Here is a 16,497-nt window from a genome sequence, read left to right on the forward strand (position 1 = left end):
GTCTGCTCATGAAAAGATTTCTGAGTTGTTGTTCGCTTGTCTCGCTGCTGGCGGGGCAGGTTTCCGCTGCCCATGCCGAAATGCTCACCGAACTGGGTGAGGGCGAAGGCGAGGTCGTCATTGTTGCCTGGCCGGGCTACATCGAACGTGGCGAAACCGACAAGCAATTCGACTGGGTCACGGCCTTTGAAGAAAAGACGAGCTGCAAGGTGAGCGTCAAGACGGCCAACACTTCGGACGAAATGGTCGCGCTCATGAACGAAGGTGGTTTCGACCTCGTGACCGCCTCCGGCGATGCCTCGCTGCGCCTGATCGCCGGCAAGCGGGTCCAGCCGGTCAATGTCGACCTCGTTCCGAGCTGGTCGACCGTGGACGATCGTCTGAAGGATGCCCCCTGGCACACCGTTGACAACGTTCATTACGGCGTGCCCTACATGTGGGGCCCGAACGTCCTGATGTACAGCACGGAGGCGTTCTCCGAAGCGCCAGACAGCTGGAACGTGGTCTTCGAGGAAACGACCCTGTCGGACGGCAAGTCCAACAAGGGACGCGTCCAGGCTTATGACGGCCCGATCCACATCGCGGACGCCGCCAACTACCTGATGTTCCACAAACCGGAACTGGGTATCAAGAGCCCCTATGAGCTCAACCAGGACCAGTATGACGCGGCGCTCGACCTGTTGCGCCAGCAAAGAGACCTGGTCTCCCGTTACTGGCACGATGCCTTCATCCAGATCGACGATTTCAAGAACGAAGGCATGGTCGCCTCCGGGTCCTGGCCGTTCCAGGTCAACCTTCTGAAGGCGGACAATCTGCCGATCGCCTCGGTCATTCCGAAAGAAGGCGCGACCGGCTGGGCCGACACCACCATGATGCATGCCGAGGCCGAGCATCCCAACTGCGCCTATATGTGGATGGAGCACACGCTGTCCTCCAACCTGCAGAGCGACCTTTCCGTTTGGTTCGGAGCCAATCCCTCCGTGCCGGCCGCCTGCACCGACGGCCGCGGCATGCAGACCGCCGAAGGCTGCACCGTCAACGGCATGGACGATTTCGAGAAGATCAAGTTCTGGACGACGCCGGTTTCCAAATGCGAGAGCCAGGAGGCCTGCGTGCCTTACTACCGCTGGGTCTCCGACTATATCGGCGTGATCGGCGGCCGCTGAGCCGGGCCGGACTTTCAACTGGAAAACGGTTGTGCACCTGCCGGCCCGTCGCCGGCAGGTGCAGACAGGAACGATCATGCAATCTGCCGTCCTTTTCAAGAACGTATCCCGCCATTACGGCGAGGTGCGCGCCGTCCATGCCGTCGATCTGGAGGTCAGGGCTGGTGAATTCTTCGCCATGCTTGGCCCGTCCGGTTCCGGCAAGACGACCAGCCTGCGCCTGATCGCGGGCTTCGAACAGCCGACGTCCGGGCATATCGAGATCTTCGGCGAGACCGCCGAAGGCGTGCCGCCCTACCGGCGCAACGTGAATACGGTTTTTCAGGACTATGCGCTTTTTCCGCACATGAGCGTCCGTGACAACGTCGCCTACGGCCTGATGATCGCCGGCATGGGCAGGAAAGCGCGTTACGCGAAGGCGGAAGAGGCGTTGGAGCTGGTGCGTCTTCCAGGCTATGGCGACAGGGCGCCCGCAGCGCTGTCCGGCGGTCAGCGCCAGCGCGTGGCGCTGGCGCGGGCCCTGGTCAACGAGCCCAAGGTACTGCTTCTCGACGAGCCGCTCGGCGCGCTTGACCTGAAGCTGCGCGAACAGATGCAGGAAGAGCTGAAGAGCCTGCAGAAAAGCCTCGGCATCACCTTCATCTTCGTGACCCACGACCAGGGCGAGGCGCTCTCCATGGCCGACCGTGTCGCGGTTTTCGACCACGGAAAGATCCAGCAGGTGGGAACGCCGCAGGACATCTACCAGCGGCCGGATACGCCTTTCGTTGCGGATTTCGTTGGGTCTTCCAACGTTCTGCCGGCCGACATGGTGCTGGAACTGACCGGGCACCATGCGGCCGCCAGCCTGAGGCCGGAAGCGATCCGCATCGGTGCGGAGGAAAAACATGCCGCGACCGTCGCCGGGGCGAGTTACATCGGGGCCGTCACCAGAGTGTCGTTGAATTTCCGGCAGATGCAGCTTTCCGCCCTTGTTCCCGCCGGAGTCGCTGTTCCGGAAACCGGTGAGACCGTCTCCATTGGTTGGGACCGCGAGGCGCTTCACCTCATGGAACGCGGCTCATGAGCTTGAGCGTTATGGAGAACCCGGCCATTCTCGCGCCGAAACCGGGATTTCTGGCCCGGTTCTCGGACCTGTTGTGGCGCCGCCCGTCGGTGCTTCTCGCGGTGCTTCTGGGCCCGCCCGTCCTTTGGCTCGGGGTGGTCTATCTCGGGTCGCTGTTCGCGCTCCTGATCCAGAGTTTCTTTTCCATCGACGAGTTTACCGGCCTGATTCAATACAGGTTCACGCTCAAGACGTATGGCGAGCTCCTACAGCCGGTCAATCTGGATATTATCCTGCGCACGGTCGCCATGGCGGCCAGCGTGACCCTGGCAGCCGTCGTCGTGGGTTTCCCGGTCGCCTATTATGCGGCCCGCTATGCGCGCGGCCGCTGGAAGGCCCTGTTCTATCTCGGCATCATGCTGCCGCTCTGGTCCAGCTATCTGGTCAAGGTCTATGCCTGGAAGCTTATCCTGGCCAAGGAAGGCATCCTCACCTGGGGGCTGTCGAAAATCGGTCTGATGCCGCTGCTCGAAGCGATCCTTTCGATCCCCGTGATCGGCGGCAACTCGCTCTCCGTCAGCTATATCGGCACGTTCCTGGTTTTTCTCTACGTCTGGCTGCCTTTCATGATCCTGCCGATGCAGGCGGCCATGGAACGGGTCCCCGTCAGCCTGCTGGAGGCCTCCGCCGACCAGGGGGCGGAGCCGGTCCAGACGCTGCGCCACGTGCTTTTGCCCCTGGCGCTGCCCGGCGTCGTCGCCGGATCGATCTTCACCTTCTCGCTGACACTCGGCGACTACATCATTCCGCAGATTGTCGGCTCCTCCCGGCTGTTCATTGGCCAGGCGGTCTATGCCCATCAGGGCACGGCCGGCAACATTCCGCTCGCCGCCGCCTTCACGGTCGTGCCCATCGTGATCATGGGCTTTTACCTGTGGGGCGCCAAGCGTCTGGGAGCCTTCGATGCCCTCTGATCGCAGCTCAAAAGCGCCTATGGGACTCAAGATCGCGGCAGCCGGCGGGCTCGCCTTTCTGCACCTGCCGATTTTGCTCATCTTTGTCTATGCCTTCACCACGGAGGAAAAGAGCTACCGATGGCCGCCGCCCGGACTGACACTGAAGTGGTTCGCTGTGACCTGGAACCGGCCCGACGTCTGGGAAGCGCTGTATCTGTCTCTGCAAGTGGCGGCGGTTTCGACGCTGATTGCCATCCTGCTGGGGAGCCTGTGTGCGGCGGCCGTTGCAAAGTCCCGCTTTTTCGGCCGAGAGGTGGTGTCGCTTATGGTGATCCTGCCGATTGCCCTGCCGGGCATCATCACCGGCATCGCCCTGCGCTCCGCCTTTCACCTGGCGGATATCCCCTATTCCATGTGGACCATCATTCTGGGCCATGCCACCTTCTGCGTGGTGGTCGTCTACAACAACGCGGTGGCGCGTTTCCGGCGGACCTCGAGCTCGCTGATCGAAGCCTCCATGGATCTTGGAGCCAACGGGTTCCAGACCCTTCGCCACGTCATCCTGCCCAATATTGGAACGGCGTTGCTGGCCGGCGGAATGCTCGCCTTCGCGCTGTCCTTCGACGAAGTCATCGTCACCACCTTCACCGCCGGCCAGGAGGCGACCCTGCCGATCTGGATGCTGGAAGAACTGGTCCGGCCCCGGCAGCGCCCGGTGACCAATGTGGTTGCCGTGGTTGTGGTCCTGGTGACGTTCCTGCCGATCCTCGGCGCCTACTATCTCACCCGTGACGGCGACAAGACCGCCGGTCATGGAAAATAACACCGACAACGGAGGGTAATCATGGACACGCAAATGCTGATCGGCGGCGCCTTCGAGGCGGGAACGGAAACGGAAGAAGCCATCTTCAATCCGCGCACCGGGGAAACCGTCATTTCGATCCCGGAAGCCTCGTTCGATCAGGTGGAGCGGGCCGTTGCGGCAGCCGAAAAGGCGTTCGAGACCTGGTCGCGGACCACACCGGCGGAGCGGGCCGGCTACCTTTTGAAGATCGCCGACCGGATCGAGGCGGAAGCCGACGGGTTCGCGGCCCTGGAAGCGCTGAACTGCGGCAAGCCGATCAATGCGGCCCGGAACGACGAAATCCCGGCGATTGTCGACTGTTACCGCTTCTTCGCCGGCGCCGTGCGCTGCGTTCCGGCCTCGGCGGCGGGCGAATACATGGAAGGCCACACGTCCATGATCCGCCGCGATCCCATCGGTATCGTCGCGTCCATCGCCCCCTGGAACTATCCGCTGATGATGATGGCCTGGAAACTGGCTCCTGCGATCGGCGGGGGCAACACGGTCATCTTCAAACCGTCCGAGCAGACGCCCCTGACCGCGCTGAAGCTGGCAAAGATCCTCGCCGAGGAACTGCCGGAGGGTGTCGTCAACGTGATCCTGGGCAGAGGCGAGAGCGTCGGCAACGCCCTGATCAGTCATCCGAAGGTCAACATGATCTCCATCACCGGGGACGTGGCCACCGGCAAGAAAATCCTGCAGGCAGCCTCCAAGACGGTCAAACGCACCCATCTTGAGCTGGGCGGCAAGGCCCCGGTCATCGTCTTCGACGACGCGGATGTCGATGCGGTGGTCGAGGGGCTGAAGGCCTTCGGCTACTACAATGCGGGCCAGGATTGTACGGCGGCCTGCCGCATCTATGCGGGGGCGAAAATCTACGACAAACTGGTGGCCGATCTCTCTTCCGCCGTCTCGACGATCAAATACGGTCTTGAGGACGACACGGAAAACGAAATCGGCCCGCTCATTTCCACGCGTCAGCGCGACCGTGTTTCAAGCTTCGTGGAACGGGCCCTGGAACAGCCGCACATGGAGGCGACCGCCGGCGGCAAGGTGCATGGCGGCAACGGCTTCTATTATCAGCCGACGGTCATCGCCGGCGCCCTGCAATCCGACGAGATCGTACGCAGGGAAGTTTTTGGTCCCGTGGTGTCGGTCACCCGCTTCTCGGACGTGGACGAAGCGGTTTCCTGGGCAAATGACAGCGACTACGGCCTGGCATCTTCCGTTTGGACGAAGGACGTCTCCCGGGCCATGCAGGCCTCCGCGCGCCTGCGATACGGCTGCACTTGGGTGAACACGCATTTCATGCTGGTCAACGAAATGCCCCACGGCGGCCTGAAGCAGTCCGGCTACGGCAAGGACATGTCCCACTATGCGCTGGAGGACTACACGGCGGTCCGCCACGTGATGATCGCCCACGGCTGACCGGAACAGACGAGCTTTCCAGGAAGCGCGCGCTTCGGCGCCGGTGAGCCTGCTGACAAACCTCATGCTGTCATTCCGGTCAGCGTGCCGCGAAGCGGCATCGCGTGAGCCGGAATCCAGCAATCAGCGCGAGCGGCAGCGAGCACCAGTCTCATATCTGTCTGTTAAAATTAGAGTATTGAGCGCCTTCGGCGCGGAATATGTCTGGGTTCCGGATCTGCGCGCAGCTTTGCTGCACTTGTCCGGAATGACGATCCGAGGGTTTGTCAACAATCTGGCGGGCGCTTCGGCGCCCGTTTTGTCTTGGGCACAAGCCGTCGACCAGGACGGCTGTCTCGCCTTGCGCTGGATTTTTTGAAAACTCCGGCGCGGAATCGGTTATCCGTAGAAGGCCGGTTTAAAGACAGGGAGAATTAGGTCATGAGCGTGGCGACGACAACGCTTCCGGACGGGCGCGAGATTCATTGCGTGAATGCCTATGAAGTCGGTTTCGGCTGGCACGAGATCGTCTCCGACGACCTGACGGAACGCGGCTTGGACCTTCCTCCGGACGGCACCTACCTGGATGTCGGCGCCAATATCGGCCTTTTCTGCCTCCGGCTGCGCGATCTTTGCCCCGAGGCGCGCATCTATGCGTTCGAGCCGATGCCCGCCGCCTATGAGGCCCTTGAAAACAACACCAAAGCAATGGGCGGGGCCGTCGAGGCCTGCCGCCTGGCGCTGGGTGCCGGGGCGGGGCAGGCGGAATTCGACCACTATCCGGCCCTTTCCGCGCTCTCCACCGGCGATTCCGCCGTGGGGCAGCAGCTGGCTGACGGGCTGCGCAACCTGCTGTTTGGCGAGGGCGCCAGCGAGGATATTCGTGCCATCATCGACAGCACGGGCGCCCACGACCGGCTCGATGACGACGCCTTCGTCGACCGGCTGTTTCAAAGCGAAACCGTGACCGTGGATGTCGACAGCCTCGACAATGTGGTCGCCCGTTACGGGATCGACGCGATCGACCTTCTGAAGATCGATACCGAAGGGCAGGAGCGTCCGGTCCTCGACGGCATCGGCGACGCCCTCTGGCCGAAGATCCGCCAACTGCTTGTCGAGGTGCACCGGGGCAGGGAGGAGCTTGAAATGATCCGTGCGGAGCTTGAGGAGCGCGGCTTCGAAACGGTGACCGAAGACCATCCGATGGCCCAGGGCGGCGCGCCCGTCTTCCATATCTACGCGCACCGTCCCTGATAACCCGGCCCGGGTCGCGATGGCCTGCGTCGCCGTCCTTGTCGCCTGAGGATCGGGCCGGAAAAACAATCGGGGATCGGCGGATCGACATGGTGGCACGGTCTTGCGCGGTTCTGGTCCGGTGGGCAATATCGATATCCAGGCGCCTGGGTGAAGTCACGGGCGTGTTGGCAATTTGAAGTTGAAGTCGCTTGTTGTCGAGCCGGCTCCGGGAGAGCAGAAATGTCTGACGCCCAGATGGAAAACGCCCCGTCCACTGAAACCGTTGCTCCGCCGCGAGAGGCGGCAGCCGTGCCGCCCACCTTCGATATCGATTGGTGGACGACGCTCATGGATCCGGAATTCCTCAAGAATCCCTATCCGGAGCTAAAGCGGATCAGGGAACTCGCTCCGGTGCATTTCGATCCGGGATCCGGCATCTATTTCGTCCTTGGACACAAGGAATTCGGGCTCATGGCCAAGACCGCGTCCATGGGCCGGGACACGACCTACTGGGCCAATGGCTGGAGCAGCGAAGAAAACAAGGCGAACGATCCCGAGACCTACGAACTGTTCGTCGACTTCCAGCCGCAGATGATCAACGCCAATCCGCCGGACCACCGTCGAATGCGCGGGGTATTCGACAAGGCGTTCCGTCCGCGCGACATGATGCGCTACCTACCGATGATCGAGGACGAGTGCCGCAAGCTGGTGGAAACCCTGCCGGTAGGAACTCCGTTCAACTACATGGACGCCTTCGGCAATCCGCTTCCCAACCGGATCTCGCTGAAACTCTTCGACATTCCCGAGGAGATGGAAGCGCCCATCGGCAAGTGGATCACGGATCTGAGCTGGCTCGGCAACATCGTCATGACACCCGAGCAGAAGCGCAACGCCAAGCAGTCGAACCTGGAATTCAAGCAGTTCGTCAAGGAACATCTGGAACGCCTCAGGGCGAACCCGGGCGACGGCTTTATCGGCATGGCGCTGGCGGCGGCCCAGGACGGCACCATGGACGAGGAGGAAACCCTCAACAACGTGGTCATGCTGATCGCCGGCAGCAAGACGTCGCTGACCCTTTTAGGCAACGGGCTGCTGACGCTCCTGAAGCATCCGGACCAGTTCGAAAAGCTGCGGGCGGACCGCAGCCTGATGCCGCGCGCGATCGAGGAAATGCTGCGTTTTGAATCCGGCAGCGCCATCATCCCGCGCGCCGGTGTCGAGGATTTCCAGTGCGGCGATGTCACGATCCCGGCGGGCTCCCTGGCCATCGGTCTTGTCGGCGCGATCAACCGGGACCCGGCGCGCTTCGACGATCCCGATACCTTTGACATCACCCGCAAGCCCAACCACCATTCCGCCTTCGGAGGCGGCCCGCATATCTGTATCGGCAAGGCGCTGGCCCGCATGACCACGGAAGTCGCCTTCAACGCGCTCATGGATCGGTTCAGCGGCATCGAACTGGCTGGCGAAGCCGAATGGTGGACGGACCGCAGCGATCAGCGGGGACTGTCGACGTTGCCGTTAAAGCTGACACCGGCCTGACGAAAACCCGGAAGCCCGGCTCGTTCAGATGCCAGAATCAAAACGGAAGGACAGCGAACCTGTGCTCCATTCTTCCGCATCCTCTTCAAAGATCGATTGGTGGACCATGTTCACCGATCCGAAGTTTCTGGCCAGTCCCTATGCGGAATTGAACCGTATCCGGGAGATCGCCCCCATTCAAAAAGACCCGGTATCCGGCGTCTATTTTGTCCTGGGACATCCCGAGTTTCGCCGGATGGCGACCGCGCCTGAAATGGGACGGGACACGCGGCTTTGGTCCAACGGCTGGAGCAGTCCTGAAAACAGCCGGAACGATCCCCTGAGCTACGAGCTCTTTTCCACGTTCCAGCCGCAGATGACCAACGCGAATCCGCCGGATCACCGCCGCATGCGGGATGTCTACGAAAAGGCGTTCCGGCAAACCGATCTTCAGGTTTTTCGGCCCATGATCGAGGAGGAATGCCGGGCGCTTGCTGAGGCCGTACCGGGTGACACGCCCCTTGACTTCATGGAGGCGGTGGCGAACCCGCTTGCCCGCAATGTGTCGCGCAAGGCGTTCCAGATTCCGGTGGAGCTGGACGAGGACCTGACGCGATGGGTGGCCGCGCTGAGCCTCGTCGGCAACATCATGATGTCGGCGGACCAGAAGCGGGATGCCCTGACGGCGCTCACCGAATTCAGGTGCTACCTGCGAGAGCGGATCGCCACTGGGATCGACGATCCGGGAGACGGTTTTGTCGGACTGACAATGACGGCTCTCGCCGACGGTGTCATGGACGAAGACGAAGGTCTCAACAATCTTGTGACGCTGATATCCGGCGGGATCGCCATCGCCACACTCGTCGGCAACGGTTTGCTCGCGCTATTGCGCCATCCGGATCAGTTCGAAAAGCTCAGGCAACACAGGGAGCTGCTGCGTCCGGCCATTGAGGAAATGCTCCGTTACGAGCCGGGCGGGAGTTTCATTCTACGAGTGGCGATAGAGGACTATCGCTGTGGCGAGGTTCTGATTCCCGCGGGATCGCTGGCAATCGGTCTGGTGGCGGCAACCGGCAGAGACCCGCGAACCTTCGAGCAACCGGACCGCTTCGAAATTGCCAGAAAGGCCAATCCGCATATCGTGTTCGGGGCGGGAGCCCATATCTGCATCGGCAAGGCGCTCGTCCGGATGACGGCTATGGCCCTCTTCGAAACGCTCATGGACCGGTTCGAGCGGATAGATCTTGCCGGAGATCCGGTCTGGTGGACGCACAGGAGCGATCAGCACGGCCTTCATACCTTGCCGGTCAAGTTAGGAAACGCGCGATGAACGAGATTGCCTCCCCCGAACTCGACTGGTGGACCCTTCTCACCGATCCGGACTATCTGACCGACCCGCACCCGCATCTGAAGCGTATCCGGGAAAAGGGGCAGGTTCATTACGATCCCGCGTCGGACATCTATTTCGTCCTCGGACATGAGGCGTTCAGTTCCATGGTCCGGGCGCCGCAGATGGGCCGGGACACACGCCTTTGGACCAACGGCTGGAGTCGGCCGGAAAGCAAGCAGCGCGATCCATTAAGCTATGAGCTTTTCAGCGAGTTCCAGCGCCAGATGGTGAATTCCGACCAGCCGGACCATCGCCGCATGCGCGACGTCTATGAAAAGGCGTTCCGCCCGGCCGACATTCCGCCGCTGCGTCCGATGATCGAGGCTGAAGCCCGCAAACTGGCGGAAGACCTTCCTGATGGCACGCCGGTCGAATTCATGACGGCCTTCGCCAACCACCTGCCGCTTCGGGTCGTGCGCAATCTCTTCCAGATATCGCCGGACATGGATCCGAAGCTTGCCGAGTGGAACGCGGCCCTGGTCAAGATCGGCGATATCATGATGTCCCAGGAGCAGAAGCGGGAAGCGCTTGAGGCCTTGCGCGCCTACAAGGATTTCCTGCGCGGCCATCTGGAAGCCTGCCGGGGCAATCCTGATAACCGGCTGATCGGGCTGGCGATCGAGGCCCTGGACAACGGCATCATGGACGAGGATGAGACCCTGAACAATCTGAAGGGCCTCGTGTCCGGCAACGAGACGACGGTCAACGTTCTCGGTAATGGTCTCCTGACCTTGGTCAACCATCCGGACGCGATGCAAAAGCTGCGTTCGGAGCCGGCGCTCATGCGTACGGCGATCGAGGAGATCCTGCGCTACGAGCCCGCGATCAACTTCATCCTGCGCGTGGCCATCGAGGATTTCGACTGTTGCGGCACGTCGATCCCCAAGGGCTCGCTGGCGCTCGGGCTGATCTGCGCGATCAATCGCGATCCGGAGCGTTTCAGTGAAGCGGAGAGCTTCGACATCGCTCGCAGGCCCAATGCCCAGTACATTTTCGGCGGTGGCCCGCACGTCTGCATTGGGGCCGCCCTGGCCCGCCTCGAGGTCGAGGTCGCGCTTTCAGTTCTGCTGGAGCGTTTTTCGAGGATCGAACTCACCGGCGATCCGGTCTGGTGGACGGACCGCACCAATCAGCGGGGGCTGCAGAGCCTGCCGGTCAGGTTTACGAGGTAGAAAAGGAAAAGACTCCGGCCGTCATCCTGGACGCAGCGAAGCGGAGAACCGGGGCTTATGAACTGAAATGCGAAATCACCATATGGGTGTATGGCTCCCCGGTCCCGGCTCGCGCTTCGCTTGGCCGGGATGACGGCAGCAGGATGGAGAGACTTTCCCAAGAATCTCTCCCACTCAAACACCTGCCTCGACAAGCTTCTCCAGCCGCTTCAGATCCCCACCAAACGGCGACATCAGCGGGCTCACTTTCGAGGGCGAGGGGGCCGTCAGCTTCTGCCGCAGGACGGCGGCGAGGGTGCCGGTCGGGCTGAGGTCGATATAATGGGCTCCACCCTTCGCCTCGATCGCGGCGAGGGTGGAGCGCAGCCGCATCGGTTCGCGCACAATCCGCCAGAGCAGGCCGCCGTCGACGGTGTCCAGCGGCGCGGCGAGGCAGGCGGACCAGACCGGCCAGAACGGTGTTTCGAAGGCAAGGCCGGCGACGGTCGCCAGGTAATCGTCCCTTGCCGTTTCGACGAAGTGCGAATGAAAGGCGAAAGGCACCGGCAGTTTCTGAAAGGCGACATCCAGACGGCGCAGCTCGGATGTCACGCGCTCCGAATCGGTCTCCAGGCAGGCGATCACGCAGTGGCTTTCGGCATTGACGCCGGCGATGACGGCCGTGTCCCTGAGCACGTGGGAGTCTTGCAGGAGAGTTTCGGGGCCGAGCATCGCGATCAGCGCGCCGGGAGGAGTGGACTTGCGAAAGACGGAGGGTTGCCGGGCGATGGCCCTGAGCGCGGTCTCGAAAGGCAGCATGCCGGCGACGCTCATGGCAACAAACTCGCCGAGGCTTACCCCGATCAGGAGATCAGGCCGGACGCCCCTGTCCTGGAGCAGTTTGGCCGCGGCGAACTGGGTCATGAAGAGGGCGGGATGGGAGTGTTCGAGATGGTCGAACGGCTCGGTCTTGCTCCGCTGCGCGGAATAGATAGTCTCCAGCGGAGAAAAGCCTTGCGCGGACCGCACGATCCGGTCACCGATCTCCATCCATTGCCGGAAAACCGGCTCGGCGTGCATGAGATCCGCCGCCATGTGATAGTACTGAGACCCTTGCCCGGCGAAAAAGAAGGCGGTGGGCAGGGACGGGGAATTCGAGAGCATGCAAAAGACCTTGCAGGATAGTCCAGCGGATGACGGCTTCTTGTCGCACGGGCCCGCGACCGGCGGCAAGACACTCGTCGACCGGGATCGCGTCGCGCTCTGGTGGTTGCCGATGGAACTGATCGGGGAGGAGGATTGGCCGCGGCTTGGTTCGCTCCTGTCCGAGGAGGAGCGCGTCAGGTCAGCGCGCTTTCATTTCGAGCGCGACAGGGAGATCTACACGGCCGCCCATGCCGCCTGCAGGGGCCTTCTCAGCTATTGTCTCGGGCCCCCCCCCGAAAGCTTCCGGTTTTCGGTCGAGGACCACGGCAAGCCGGAACTGATCTGCCCGTCGGGGGAGCCGAGGTTCAGGGTCAATATTTCCCACACAAAAGGCTGCGCCGCCGTCGCCTTGACGCAGGATCATGACATCGGGGTCGACGTGGAGTGGCTGCAGCGAACCGCCGAGGCGGACGCCCTGGCGAAGCGGATGTTCGCCGACAGTGAATACCGTGCGGTCGTGGCGACTTCGGAGGTTGAAAAACTCGACGTTTTTCTGAGCTACTGGACCCTCAAGGAAGCCTATGTGAAGGCCATCGGCAAGGGCCTGTCGCAACCGCTTGACGCCTTTGCATTCGATCTTGAGGAAACGCGGATCACCTTCCGGGACCATATGGCCGACGATCCGGCCAACTGGCATTTCGAGAGATATCGCCTCGGACCGAAACATCTGATGGCTCTGGCGGTGCGCCATCCGGCGAAGGAGCGCTTGAGCGTCGACACGCGGCAGGCGCCGCTCGGGTATCTGCTGGATCTTGCCGGCTCCTGACGCCTGAAAGCCGCAATCTTCCGGTCCGTACCCTACGCTGGCAGGATGTCGCGCAAGTAGGGCGCGATGCCGAGGCTTTGATCCCACTGGGGCGGATAGCCAAGCGAAACCTCTTCGAACCGGGTGCCGTCCCGCCAGTCCGTCCGGCGCGTGTGCAGGTGGCCCGAGACGACGACACGGGCATTGAATCGCCTGTGCCAGTCCTCGGTCTTACGCGTACCGCACCAGGGCGTGAACCGCGGCACACGCGGGATATGGATCAGATCCCGGCGCAGCGGATAGTGATTGACGAGAATCGTCGGCATGTCCTCCGGGAGTTCCAAAAGACGCCGTTCGGTCTCCTCGCAGCGTCTGGCGCACCAGTCCTCCCGGCTTTCGAAGGGGGACGGATTGAGGAACATCTCGTCGGCGCAGACCGACCCTTTTTCGCGGGCCCATGAAACGACCGTTTCGCGGTCGACGTGGTCGGGGCGGAAGCTGTAGTCGTAAAGGAGAAAGAGCGGCGCGACAGCATGTGCGCCACCTGCGCCGGGCCAGATTTCGTAAGGGTCTTCGGGTGTGAGAACGCCATAATCGCGCGCGACGTTCACAAGCGCGCGATACCGGCCCTCGCCGATCAGCGCGGGTTGATCCCTTTCCTCCGGGATCGCCCACAGGTCGTGATTTCCCGGAACCCAGAAAACCTTGGCGAATTTGCGTGTGAAAACCTCGAACGCGAACCGCACATGGGCGAACCGTTCGCCGACGTCGCCGGCAACGATCAGCCAGTCCGGGCCGTAGTCGGGCATTTCCAGAAGGGCGTCCCGATTTGCCTGGCTGGCCAGATGGAGATCGCTGATGGCTTTAAGTTTCATTCCATTCCGTCTTCATTTGTGGGTTCACATCCTCCTTCCTTGACGCTGACCTACACATAGGAAACACTTCGCATAAAGCACACATAAATCGATCCCGATCCACCCCGATGAAGAGCATGTATGGCCGATGACTGCCAAACCGAGGGGACCGCTCCGGTGACCGGGGACAAACCCGAAGATGAAAACGCGATTGACTGGTGGTCGATCCTGTCCGATCGGGACTTTCTTGAAAATCCTTATCCCGAATTGCGCCGCCTTCAGGCGCTGGGACCTGTGCATTTCGATGAGCGCAACGGCATCTATTTCATTCTCGGCCACAAGGCCTTTGCACGTGTGTCGAAGTCTTCGGAGATGGGACGGGATACGAGAAACTGGGCCGGAGGCTGGAATTCGGACGATTACCGCCAGTATGATCCGGTCGGTTTCAAGCTCTTCAGCGAATTCCAGCCGCAGATGATCAACAGCGACGGCGAAGAGCACAAGCGCATGCGCAAGGTCTACGAACCGGCCTTCCGCGCCCAGGCGATGACCTCCATGGCGCCGCTGATCGAGCAACAGGCCGCAAGGCTGCTGGATGCCATGCCAGAGGAAGGGGAGGTCGATTTCATCGAAGCCTTCGCCGGTCCCTTGCCGTTGCGCGTTTTGTGCGAACTCTTCGATATCCCCGAAAGCCTGGATGAAACAATCGGCCGCTGGAGCGCGTCGCTGATCCGCATCGGCGACATCCTGATGACGCCGGACCAGAAGCAGGAGGCCCTGGATGCCTTGTCCGAGTTCAAGGACTTCCTGCGCGAGCAGATCCAGTCCCGGGAGGGCAGGCAGGAAGACAATCTCATGGGCCTTGCCATTCAGGCGAACAGGGACGGCACACTCAACGAGGAAGAAACGCTGACCAACCTGGTGTCCATGCTTGTCGCCGGACACGAGACCACGGTCACGCTGATCGGCAACGGCATGCTTCTGTTGTTGCGCCATCCCGAGGAGCTGGCGCGCCTGAGAAACGACAGCGGGCTGATACGGACCGCTATTGAGGAGTTTCTGCGCATGGAGCCGGGCGGCAACATGATCCTGCGGGTGGCGCGGGAGGATTTCGAGGTTGAGGGAACAGTCATCCCGAAAGGCGCGCCGGTGATCGGCCTGATCGGCGCCATCAACCGCGATCCCGCGCGCTTCGAGCGGGCGGACGACCTGGACCTCGCGCGTCCGGCCAATGCGCAGTTCACCTTTGGCGGCGGTGCGCATTTCTGCATTGGCGCGCCGCTCGCGCGTCTGGAGGCTCAGATTGCCTTTGCCTCCGTGCTTGAAAGATTCCCGCATATTGAACTGGCCGGCGAGCCCGAGTGGCGGCTTGACCGCATGAACGCCCGCGGCCTCGGTCATCTGCCGCTGCGTGTCAGGACCGCCGCATGAGTTCCACGGTCGGTATCGAAGTCATGAATGTCTTTGGCGGCATGGCCTCTCTGGATGTGCGCGAGCTGTGCGATCACCGCGGCCTCGACATGCCCCGTTTCGAGAACCTGCTGATGCGGGAAAAAACGGTCGCCCTGCCGTACGAGGACCCGGTTACCTTCGCGGTGAATGCCGCCCGGCCCGTCGTCGACGGATTGACGGCGGAAGAGCGCGGCCGGATCGAGATGGTGGTGACCTGCACGGAGTCCGGCATCGATTTCGGCAAGTCGATCAGCACCTACCTGCACAAGTACCTGAACCTTTCGCCGAACTGCCGGCTGTTCGAGATCAAGCAGGCCTGTTACTCCGGGGCCGCCGGACTGCAGATGGCGGTCAATTTCGTTCTCTCGCAGACCTCGCCCGGAGCGAAGGCGCTGGTGGTCACGACCGATATTTCCAGGTTCGCGCTCGCCGATGCCAACGCAATCCAGGAATGGGCCTATTCCGAGCCGAGCTCAGGCGCGGGCGCCGTAGCCATGCTGGTTTCCGACACGCCGCATGTGTTCCAGATCGATGCTGGTGCCTATGGCAACCACGCCTTCGAGGTCATGGACACCTGCCGTCCCGGGCCCGATACGGAGGCCGGAGATGCCGATCTGTCGCTGATGGCCTATCTCGATTGCTGCGCCGGGGCCTTTGACGACTACACCAGTCGCGTGGAAGGGGTGGATTTCAAGGAAAGCTTCGCCCAGCTTTGTTTTCACACGCCCTTCGGCGGCATGGTCAAGGGCGCGCATCGGCACCTGATGCGCAAGCTCTACAAGACCCCGCCGGCGGAGATCGCCGCCGATTTCGACAACCGGCTCGGGCCGAGCCTCGCTTATGGACAAAGGGTTGGCAATACGGCAGGCGGTTCCGTCTTTGTGGCGCTGGCCGGGACCATCGATACAGTTGACCTGGACCAACCGGTCCGCATCGGCCTGTTCTCCTACGGCTCGGGGTGCTGTTCGGAATTCTTCAGCGGTGTGATTTCCCCCGAAAGCAGGAAACGTCTTGGATCGATGGGAATTTCGGCGGAACTGGACAAGCGCTATCGCCTCTCCATCGCCGAATACGAACACCTGCTGTCGGGTAGGGAAACCGTGCGTTTCGGAACGAAGGACGCGGAACTCAACCATCAGGTCGTTCCGGGTGCCTGGCCGGAAACGGGACATGGCGACCGGCTTGTTCTCGATACGGTCGTGGGTTACCACCGCAACTATATTTGGATCTGACCGCGAGTCGAAAAACGGTTCTTAGGCGGGCTTCAGGGAGGCTGCGTTGGACAGCAATCAAATCGCAGAGATCATCATCGCAGAAATCCGCGAAACCGTGCCGGAACTGGCCGGGCAGCCGATCACGGCGCAGGATTCCATGGCGGAGCTCGGGGTCGATTCCATCGAGCGCAGCGAAGTCATTCTTGCGGCGATGGAAAAGCTGGGCCTGAAGATCCCGATGGTGCAGTTGCACGGCGCCAGGAATATCGGCGGGCTGGCCGAGCTTTTGCTGGCGAAAAGCGCGGGGTAG

At 61.9% G+C, this 16,497-nt stretch carries 15 protein-coding genes; 13 read left to right on the plus strand and 2 right to left on the minus strand.

Annotated features, from left to right (window positions below; translation table 11 throughout):
* The first annotated feature begins 8 nt into the window (after window positions 1-8).
* From JF539_RS04490 to JF539_RS04530, 9 genes are all read left to right on the plus strand, one after another.
* Window positions 9-1,166: an ABC transporter substrate-binding protein gene (locus JF539_RS04490; RefSeq protein WP_207139137.1), complete on the plus strand. Its 1,158-nt coding sequence runs from the start codon at window positions 9-11 to the stop codon at window positions 1,164-1,166.
* 76 nt (window positions 1,167-1,242) lie between these two features.
* Entirely contained in the window at window positions 1,243-2,232 is a 990-nt protein-coding gene (locus JF539_RS04495) for an ABC transporter ATP-binding protein (RefSeq protein WP_207139138.1), read from the plus strand.
* Between the two features lie 11 nt (window positions 2,233-2,243).
* Entirely contained in the window at window positions 2,244-3,185 is a 942-nt protein-coding gene (locus JF539_RS04500) for an ABC transporter permease (protein ID WP_207140841.1), read from the plus strand.
* Entirely contained in the window at window positions 3,175-3,990 is an 816-nt protein-coding gene (locus JF539_RS04505) for an ABC transporter permease (protein WP_207139139.1), read from the plus strand. The genes JF539_RS04500 and JF539_RS04505 overlap by 11 nt, the downstream gene beginning before the upstream one ends.
* A gap of 21 nt (window positions 3,991-4,011) precedes the next feature.
* The gene (locus JF539_RS04510; RefSeq protein WP_207139140.1) at window positions 4,012-5,439 is read left to right on the plus strand and encodes a gamma-aminobutyraldehyde dehydrogenase; all 1,428 of its coding nucleotides are present in this window, start codon (window positions 4,012-4,014) and stop codon (window positions 5,437-5,439) included.
* Between the two features lie 420 nt (window positions 5,440-5,859).
* Entirely contained in the window at window positions 5,860-6,672 is an 813-nt protein-coding gene (locus JF539_RS04515; protein ID WP_207139141.1) for an FkbM family methyltransferase, read from the plus strand.
* A gap of 222 nt (window positions 6,673-6,894) precedes the next feature.
* Entirely contained in the window at window positions 6,895-8,196 is a 1,302-nt protein-coding gene (locus JF539_RS04520; RefSeq protein WP_207139142.1) for a cytochrome P450, read from the plus strand.
* A gap of 28 nt (window positions 8,197-8,224) precedes the next feature.
* Window positions 8,225-9,505 (plus strand): cytochrome P450, encoded by a 1,281-nt coding sequence (locus JF539_RS04525; RefSeq protein ID WP_207139143.1) that lies wholly within the window; start codon window positions 8,225-8,227, stop codon window positions 9,503-9,505.
* On the plus strand, window positions 9,502-10,737 hold the full coding sequence (locus JF539_RS04530) for a cytochrome P450 (RefSeq protein ID WP_207139144.1): 1,236 nt from the start codon (window positions 9,502-9,504) through the stop codon (window positions 10,735-10,737). The genes JF539_RS04525 and JF539_RS04530 overlap by 4 nt, the downstream gene beginning before the upstream one ends.
* Before the next feature lie 174 nt (window positions 10,738-10,911).
* On the opposite strand, the gene JF539_RS04535 is transcribed toward JF539_RS04530, so the two are convergent.
* Entirely contained in the window at window positions 10,912-11,880 is a 969-nt protein-coding gene (locus JF539_RS04535; protein ID WP_207139145.1) for an acyltransferase domain-containing protein, read from the minus strand.
* Here JF539_RS04535 and JF539_RS04540 point away from each other — a divergent pair.
* A complete protein-coding gene (locus JF539_RS04540) occupies window positions 11,879-12,688 on the plus strand; it encodes a 4'-phosphopantetheinyl transferase family protein (RefSeq protein WP_207139146.1) in 810 nt (269 codons plus the stop codon). The two genes, JF539_RS04535 and JF539_RS04540, sit on opposite strands and share 2 nt — an antisense overlap.
* Before the next feature lie 32 nt (window positions 12,689-12,720).
* Here JF539_RS04540 and JF539_RS04545 read toward each other — a convergent pair whose 3' ends face one another.
* A complete protein-coding gene (locus JF539_RS04545) occupies window positions 12,721-13,542 on the minus strand; it encodes a metallophosphoesterase family protein (RefSeq protein ID WP_207139147.1) in 822 nt (273 codons plus the stop codon).
* Between the two features lie 120 nt (window positions 13,543-13,662).
* On the opposite strand from JF539_RS04545, the gene JF539_RS04550 reads away from it, so the two are divergent.
* From JF539_RS04550 to JF539_RS04560, 3 genes are read left to right on the plus strand one after another with little or no spacing between them, the layout of a single operon-like run.
* Window positions 13,663-14,952 (plus strand): cytochrome P450, encoded by a 1,290-nt coding sequence (locus tag JF539_RS04550; protein ID WP_207139148.1) that lies wholly within the window; start codon window positions 13,663-13,665, stop codon window positions 14,950-14,952.
* Window positions 14,949-16,205, plus strand: coding sequence for a hydroxymethylglutaryl-CoA synthase family protein (locus JF539_RS04555; protein WP_207139149.1), 1,257 nt, complete (start codon window positions 14,949-14,951; stop codon window positions 16,203-16,205). Before JF539_RS04550 ends, JF539_RS04555 begins: the two co-directional genes overlap by 4 nt.
* Before the next feature lie 46 nt (window positions 16,206-16,251).
* Window positions 16,252-16,497, plus strand: a complete 246-nt coding sequence (locus JF539_RS04560) for an acyl carrier protein (RefSeq protein WP_207139150.1) — start codon at window positions 16,252-16,254, stop codon at window positions 16,495-16,497.

The organism is Roseibium aggregatum, from assembly GCF_017309185.1.
GTDB lineage: Bacteria > Pseudomonadota > Alphaproteobacteria > Rhizobiales > Stappiaceae > Roseibium > Roseibium aggregatum_B.